Origin of the sequence: Mesorhizobium sp. M7A.F.Ca.US.006.04.2.1 (assembly GCF_004022915.1) — a bacterium.
In the GTDB taxonomy this organism is placed as follows: domain Bacteria; phylum Pseudomonadota; class Alphaproteobacteria; order Rhizobiales; family Rhizobiaceae; genus Mesorhizobium; species Mesorhizobium ciceri.
Genome location: NZ_RZQA01000392.1, coordinates 1 through 5,799, shown reverse-complemented (window position 1 = coordinate 5,799; position 5,799 = coordinate 1). Strand labels below are relative to the sequence as shown.

Annotated in this window: 6 protein-coding genes and 1 pseudogene; 2 read left to right on the top strand and 5 right to left on the bottom strand. The window is 65.7% G+C overall.

Annotated elements, in window-relative coordinates; genetic code table 11:
- Nucleotides 1–270: pseudogene (locus EN925_RS20420) on the bottom strand (GNAT family N-acetyltransferase); the annotation flags it as partial.
- Between the two features lie 64 nt (nucleotides 271–334).
- Complete coding sequence (locus EN925_RS20415; RefSeq protein WP_063168570.1) at nucleotides 335–1,087, bottom strand: pyridoxamine 5'-phosphate oxidase family protein; 753 nt, start codon at nucleotides 1,085–1,087, stop codon at nucleotides 335–337.
- A gap of 35 nt (nucleotides 1,088–1,122) precedes the next feature.
- Here EN925_RS20415 and EN925_RS20410 point away from each other — a divergent pair, with 35 nt between their 5' ends.
- Nucleotides 1,123–2,559 carry a PLP-dependent aminotransferase family protein gene (locus tag EN925_RS20410; RefSeq protein ID WP_127384749.1) on the top strand — a complete coding sequence of 479 codons (1,437 nt, stop codon included), beginning with the start codon at nucleotides 1,123–1,125 and terminating at the stop codon, nucleotides 2,557–2,559.
- Nucleotides 2,560–2,630: 71 nt separating this feature from the next.
- Here EN925_RS20410 and EN925_RS20405 read toward each other — a convergent pair whose 3' ends face one another.
- Complete coding sequence (locus EN925_RS20405) at nucleotides 2,631–3,125, bottom strand: hypothetical protein (RefSeq protein WP_244506842.1); 495 nt, start codon at nucleotides 3,123–3,125, stop codon at nucleotides 2,631–2,633.
- 118 nt (nucleotides 3,126–3,243) lie between these two features.
- On the opposite strand from EN925_RS20405, the gene EN925_RS20400 reads away from it, so the two are divergent.
- Nucleotides 3,244–3,843 (top strand): DUF922 domain-containing protein, encoded by a 600-nt coding sequence (locus tag EN925_RS20400; RefSeq protein WP_027160753.1) that lies wholly within the window; start codon nucleotides 3,244–3,246, stop codon nucleotides 3,841–3,843.
- A 166-nt stretch (nucleotides 3,844–4,009) separates the two neighbouring features.
- On the opposite strand, the gene EN925_RS20395 is transcribed toward EN925_RS20400, so the two are convergent.
- Together EN925_RS20395 and EN925_RS20390 are read right to left on the bottom strand one after the other, a co-directional pair.
- Entirely contained in the window at nucleotides 4,010–5,068 is a 1,059-nt protein-coding gene (locus tag EN925_RS20395) for a Gfo/Idh/MocA family oxidoreductase (protein WP_127366159.1), read from the bottom strand.
- A gap of 49 nt (nucleotides 5,069–5,117) precedes the next feature.
- Nucleotides 5,118–5,798, bottom strand: coding sequence for an SDR family oxidoreductase (locus tag EN925_RS20390; RefSeq protein WP_128336858.1), 681 nt, complete (start codon nucleotides 5,796–5,798; stop codon nucleotides 5,118–5,120).
- Nucleotide 5,799 lies beyond the last annotated feature (1 nt).

Below are 5,799 nucleotides of genomic sequence, written 5' to 3'. Positions count from 1 at the left end.
GACCCGAACCGCCTCGATCTGGCCGCGCCACGCGCCCTTGCGCGAGAGCCCGGCAAGGAAAGATATCTGCAAGGTGCCGACCACCTCGCCGCCATCCACGGCCACCGCCAGCAGCTGCTTGGGATCGGCGTCGATGGCGTTGAAAGCGTCGACATAACCTTGCGCCAGCGGCAAGGAAGCGTCCTCGCGGCCGGCGCCAAGCGGGTCGTCGGCCAGCATGGCCACGATATCAGGCAGGTCGGAGGCTTGCGCACGGCGGAAGGTGATCATGGTGTCGAGATATCGCGAGGCGGCGGCAGCGGCAAGATTTGAATACGTTCCCACTAGGCGCGGGCTAAACTTCGCCCTCATAAACCCGCTGCGCCTGCGTCAGCGCCTCATCGAGCCGCGCGCCCTCGGCATATCCAGCCAGGTTCCGTGGCCGCTCCATGTCAGGCATCAGCCTCGGACACGGCTCGGCGGCGCCGACCACCATCCGCACCGGGATGACGCCGGCCCAAACCGGATGCCCGTAATCCTCCTCGTCGTCGCCGACGCCCTTGGCGCGCACCTTCGCCGATGCCTCTTCAATACGCATGCCGATCACCGTCGTCGCCTTGGCCTCCTGCGCCGAGATCGGCCTCAGGGTCTCGCTCCGGCCGGGATAGAAACGGTCGACGACGCCGGCCAGCGCCTTCAGTTTCTCCTGCGGCTCGTCGACGATTCGCGCCGTGCCGAAACACATCGCCGAGCGATAGTTGGCCGAATGGTTGAAGCCCGAGCGCGCCAGCACCAGCCCGTCGAGATGCGACACCGTGAGACAGGCCGGCGTGCCGCCGCGCAGATTGCGCAGCATGCGGCTGGCCGACGAGCCGTGCCAGTACAGCATGTCGTCCTCGCGCCAGTGGATGGTCGGCGTGCAATAGGGCTGGCCGTCGAACGTATAGGCGACATGGCACAGCAGCCCGGCATCCAGCACCGCGAAGACTGCCGCATGGTCGTAGCTGCCGCGCTCGTGCAGGCGCTTGACGCGGTTGCGGCTGGTGGTCGGAAAACTGGCTGGCGTGTCGTTCACGGCTTGCATCCTTGGTTGTCGTCTGCCAACCATGCGCCATGACATTGGTCGATAAAAGAACCAATCCCATGAAGAAAAACCAGACCAATTTTCCGGATTGGTCGGCGCTGATCCCGGTCCTGCCGGGCGACGGCCCGCGCAGCCGCGAGCTCTATGCGGCGCTCAGGCGGCTGATCGAGACCGGCGCGCTGGCCGCCGGGGCGAAACTGCCGACCACCCGGGATCTCGCACAGCGCTTCGGCCTGTCGCGTTCGGCGGCGGTTACCTGTTTCGAAATGCTGATCTCGGAGGGGTTTGCGGTCGCCAAGGTCGGCGCCGGCACCTTCGTCGCGCCTGATGTGCCGCATCTGCCGCTGACGCTGATCAAGCCGCGTCCAGCGGAGATCGAGGTCGCGGCGTCGCTACCTTGCGGCCTTGGCGTTGCGGTCTCCGATCCGCGCACGCTTGATATGTTTCGCATCCTTCTGTCGCGCCACCTCACCCGCCCCGGATCGGAGCATTTCCGCTATGGCGATCCGCGCGGCGGCCTGCCGCTGCGCACGGCAATTGCCACCTATCTCAGGACCGCACGCGGCGTGCGCTGCGACGCCGGCCAGATCGTGCTGACGTCGGGCACACAGCAGGGGCTCGATCTCCTGGTGCGTGCAGCACTTCGTCCCGGCGATGCCGTCTGGATCGAAAACCCCTGCTATCCCATGGCGCACGCCGTGCTGGCCGGCAGCGGGGCCAGGGTTTTTGGCGTACCCGTCGACGCGGAAGGGCTCGATCCCGAGATCGGCGAAAGCCTGTGCTCCAAGGCGCGCGCGGCCTATGTCACGCCCTCGCATCAATATCCGCTCGGCGTGACGATGACGATGCGCCGCCGTCTCGCTTTGCTCGACTGGGCGCGGCGCAACGATGCCTGGATCATCGAGGACGACTACGACAGCGAGTTCCGCTATGCCGGCCCGCCGCTGACCTCGCTGCAGGGCATGGACGGCTCGGGCCGTGTCGCCTATCTCGGCACCTTCTCGAAAATCCTCTTCCCCGGCCTGCGCATCGGCTATGTCGTGGTGCCCGAAGCGCTGCTCGATGCCGTCATGGCGGTCAGGGCGCGCTCCGACCGCTTCCCCTCGACGTTGGCCGAAGGCGCGCTGACCGACCTGTTGAACGAGGGCCATTTCGCCGCGCATCTCAGGCGCGTGCGCCGCCGGGTGCAAGCCGCGCGCGACGTGCTGGTCGCCGGCCTCGAGACGCATTGCGGCGATGCCCTCGAAGTAACCGTGCCCGAACAGGGGCTGCACTTGATGGCGACGCTGAAGCACGCCGGGCCGGACACGGCGATCGTCGAGGCGGCGAAGGCGGCAGGTGTCGGCGCCAGGGCCTTGTCCTCGATGTTCATCGGCGGGGCGTCCCGGCAAGGCCTGGTGCTGGGTTTTTCCGGGTTTTCGGACGAGGAACTGATGGCCGCGACGGTACGACTGGGTGGGGTGATGGGCCGCAGTCCCGGCCGCCAAACTACCTGATCCTGCTCAAACAATCCTAGGGCGAAGCAGGAGCGCAGCTCCGTCTCGGAGGCCCTCGGATGACGAAGTCCTCAATCCCCATCGGCGGGCTGGGCCTTGCCGCACTGCGCCAGCACCTTGCCGATGGCCGCGCTTGAACCCTTCAGCGGAAAGCTGATCTCGCCATATTTGGCTGAACTGACCGACACATCGCCCTTGCCGCGCAACAGGTCGAGCAGCGGATCGGCTTTCGCCAGGTTGACCACGAAGTAGTTGTACATGGCCTCCAGCTGCAGCGCCTTAGTTACCGTCTTGCCGTCGGCCTTGAACGCGAACGAACCGCTGATGCCAGGCTCCAATTGCTGGCCGTTGGCGCCGAGATCGTAGCTCAGCACCGGCGTGTCGAAACAGGTCAGCATCAGATACGCATCGCCTTTCGGCCCGCCGCAGACCGAGGCCGTCAGCACGCTGCCGCCCTCGTCTTCCTCCATCCTGGCGCTCCAGCCGCCGCACGACGCGGCAAACGCCGGTTGCGCGGCCTGCAGGACCGCTACCGCACCGGCGACGACGAGATGTGCAACTCTCATGGCTCCCCCAATTGACTGCCTTCAGGGCATTTGCAGCGCCCGTCGCCAGCATATAGGAAAAAGCGATCCGATGGCATTGCCCCTTGCGGCAGCCGGTCCTGTTTCGCGGAGAGTTGGATTGAGAGCCTGCATTCGCCTGTGTCTGTCCTTTGCCGCCCTGCTGGCCTTGCCGCTCACCGCTCATGCCGAGTGGAAGCCGGTCGAGAAGATCGAGCCCTACGCGATCTCGGGCCAGTCCGGCGCCGAACTCTACCGCTCGATCGGCGAGAAAGGGCCAAAGCTCGGCATTGCCCGCGCCATCGCCTACACCAATTTCAAGCTGACCTGGGGGCTAAGGGATTACAAGCCCAGCGGCAAGGACTGCGTGCTGACGGCCGGGCGGCCGAAGCTGATCGTCACCTACACTTTGCCGAAACCCTCCCGCTCCCTGCCGCCGGCCGTCCAGAAGAACTGGGACACCTTCATCGCCGGCGTCGCCGCCCATGAGAAGGTGCATGGCGCCAGCATGGTCCAGATGGTCCACGACATCCAAGCCGCGACGGACGGCCTGACCGTCGCCGACGATCCCGAATGCAGCAAGACCAGGGCCGAGGTGGTCAAGCGGCTCGACGCGATCTCGAAGGCGCGGGTGCAGGCAAGCCGCGACTTCGACCGTATCGAATTCGGCAATGGCGGGAATTTGCAGAAACTGGTTTTTTCGCTCGTGACCGGCCCCTGAAGCCACCTGACACGGATCAGGAGGCGGGCACTGATGACTTACCAGGAGCAGCAATTGAAGCTGCCGATCTCCCCCCTTGCGAGGGAGATGGCCGGCAGGGCAGAGGGGAGTCTGACAGAACTCGGCCCCTTCCAGCTACTGCGGTATGGGCGCGAGGTGCGAGCCCTCACCGCGTTTCCGCGTTCGCTCTCAGCTCCGCCCGCTTCTCGTCCGACACCACGGCCAGATCCAGCACCTTCTGCAATTCGGCCGCATGGCGGAAGGACGGTTCGGCCTGCACGCCCGTGCGCACCGCGTCAGTGAAACGCTGGTAGTTGGTCTCCACCGTGCCGGGGTCGCGCTCTTCCCATATGGCGTTCTCGACATTCTCCCCCACGCATGCCTTGAGCGTCGAACCGTCGAGATTGTGCACCACTTCGATGCCGCCCTTCTCGCCATAGATGCGCAGACGCAGTTCGTTGAGATGGCCTGTTGCCCAGCGGCTGGCATGCACCACGCCGAAGGCGCCGTTGGAAAAATCCAGCGTCATGGCGAAGCTGTCATTGGCGTCGAGTCCGTAGTCGCCGATGCGGTTGCCGGGCGCCTTGTCGAAGGCGCGCAGCCGGCAGAATACATGGTCGATGTCGACGGCTGCGCCATAGCTGGCGAAATCGAGGATGTGGATGCCGACATCGCCGAGCACGCCATTGGAACCGTGGCCGCGCGACAGCCGCCACAGCCATTTCGGATCGGTGCGCCAGTCGCCCCAGAATTTCGACACCAGCCAGCTCTGCAGATAGGACGCCTCGACATGCCTGACGGTGCCGATCTCGCCCGCTTGCACCATCTGGCGCGCTTTCTGCAGCGCGGCCACATTGCGATAGGTGAGGTTCACCATGTTGACGATGCCGGCAGCCTCGGCGGCATCGGCCATCTCGGTCGCCTTGCCGAAGTTTTCGGCCAGCGGCTTTTCGCACAGCACCGGCTTGCCGGCGGCGATCAGCGCCATGGTGGTCGGGTGGTGGATGCGGTCGGGCGTGACATTGGCCACCGCGTCGAACTCGCCCCATGCCAGCGCCTCCTCCAGCGCGGTAAAGCGGTTGGGAATGTCAAAGCTGTCGGCGAACTCGCCAACCCGCGCCGGATCGACATCGACTGCGCCGACAATGTCGACGCCCTCGATGGCGCTGAAGCGCCGGGCATGTTCCTGCGCCATCCAGCCGGTGCCGAGTATCAAAAGCCGCATTATTTGCTCCTTGGGGTGAGATGCCGGAATCCCCTCCCGGCCGACGCCCTCAAATAGCGCGTATAATGCCGCCGTCGACCCGGATGTTCTGGCCGGTGATGTAGCCGGCGCCCTCCGACGCCAGGAAGGCGATGGTCGCGGCGACCTCTTCCGAAGTCCCGTAGCGCTGCATCGGCACCGAGTCGCGGCGTTCTTCGGTGGCCGGCAGGCTGTCGATCCAGCCGGGCAGCACATTGTTCATGCGCACATTGTCGGCGGCATAGGTGTTGGCGAAGATCTTGGTGTAGGCGGCAACGCCGGCTCGGAACACGGCGGACGTCGGGAACATCGGGCTCGGCTCGACCACCCAGGCCGTCGAGATGTTGATGATGGCCCCACCCTTCTGCTTGACCATCTGGGGCGCCACGATGCGCACCGGCCGGATGACGTTGAGGAGGTAGACGTCCATGCCGGTGTGCCATTGCTCGTCGGTGATCTCGAGGATCGGCGCACGCGGCCCGTGGCCGCCGCTGTTGACCAGCACGTCGATGCGGCCATAGCGCTCCAGCGTCAGGTCGACGAGGCGGTGCAGATCGTCGTTCGACTGGTTGGAGCCGGTGACGCCGAGCCCGCCAAGCTCCTTGGCCAGCGCCTCGCCCTTGCCCGAAGAGGAAAGAATGGCAATCTTGAAGCCGTCCGCCGCCAGCCGCTTGGCCGCCCCCGCCCCCATGCCGCTGCCGCCCGCCACCACC

What these genes read in the sequence shown, in the direction of transcription:
- EN925_RS20415 (WP_063168570.1), bottom strand. Translation starts at nt 1,087, where the DNA reads ATGGTTGGCAGACGACAACCAAGGATGCAAGCCGTGAACGACACGCCA.
- EN925_RS20410 (WP_127384749.1), top strand. Translation starts at nt 1,123, where the DNA reads ATGAAGAAAAACCAGACCAATTTTCCGGATTGGTCGGCGCTGATCCCG.
- EN925_RS20405 (WP_244506842.1), bottom strand. Translation starts at nt 3,125, where the DNA reads ATGAGAGTTGCACATCTCGTCGTCGCCGGTGCGGTAGCGGTCCTGCAG.
- EN925_RS20395 (WP_127366159.1), bottom strand. Translation starts at nt 5,068, where the DNA reads ATGCGGCTTTTGATACTCGGCACCGGCTGGATGGCGCAGGAACATGCC.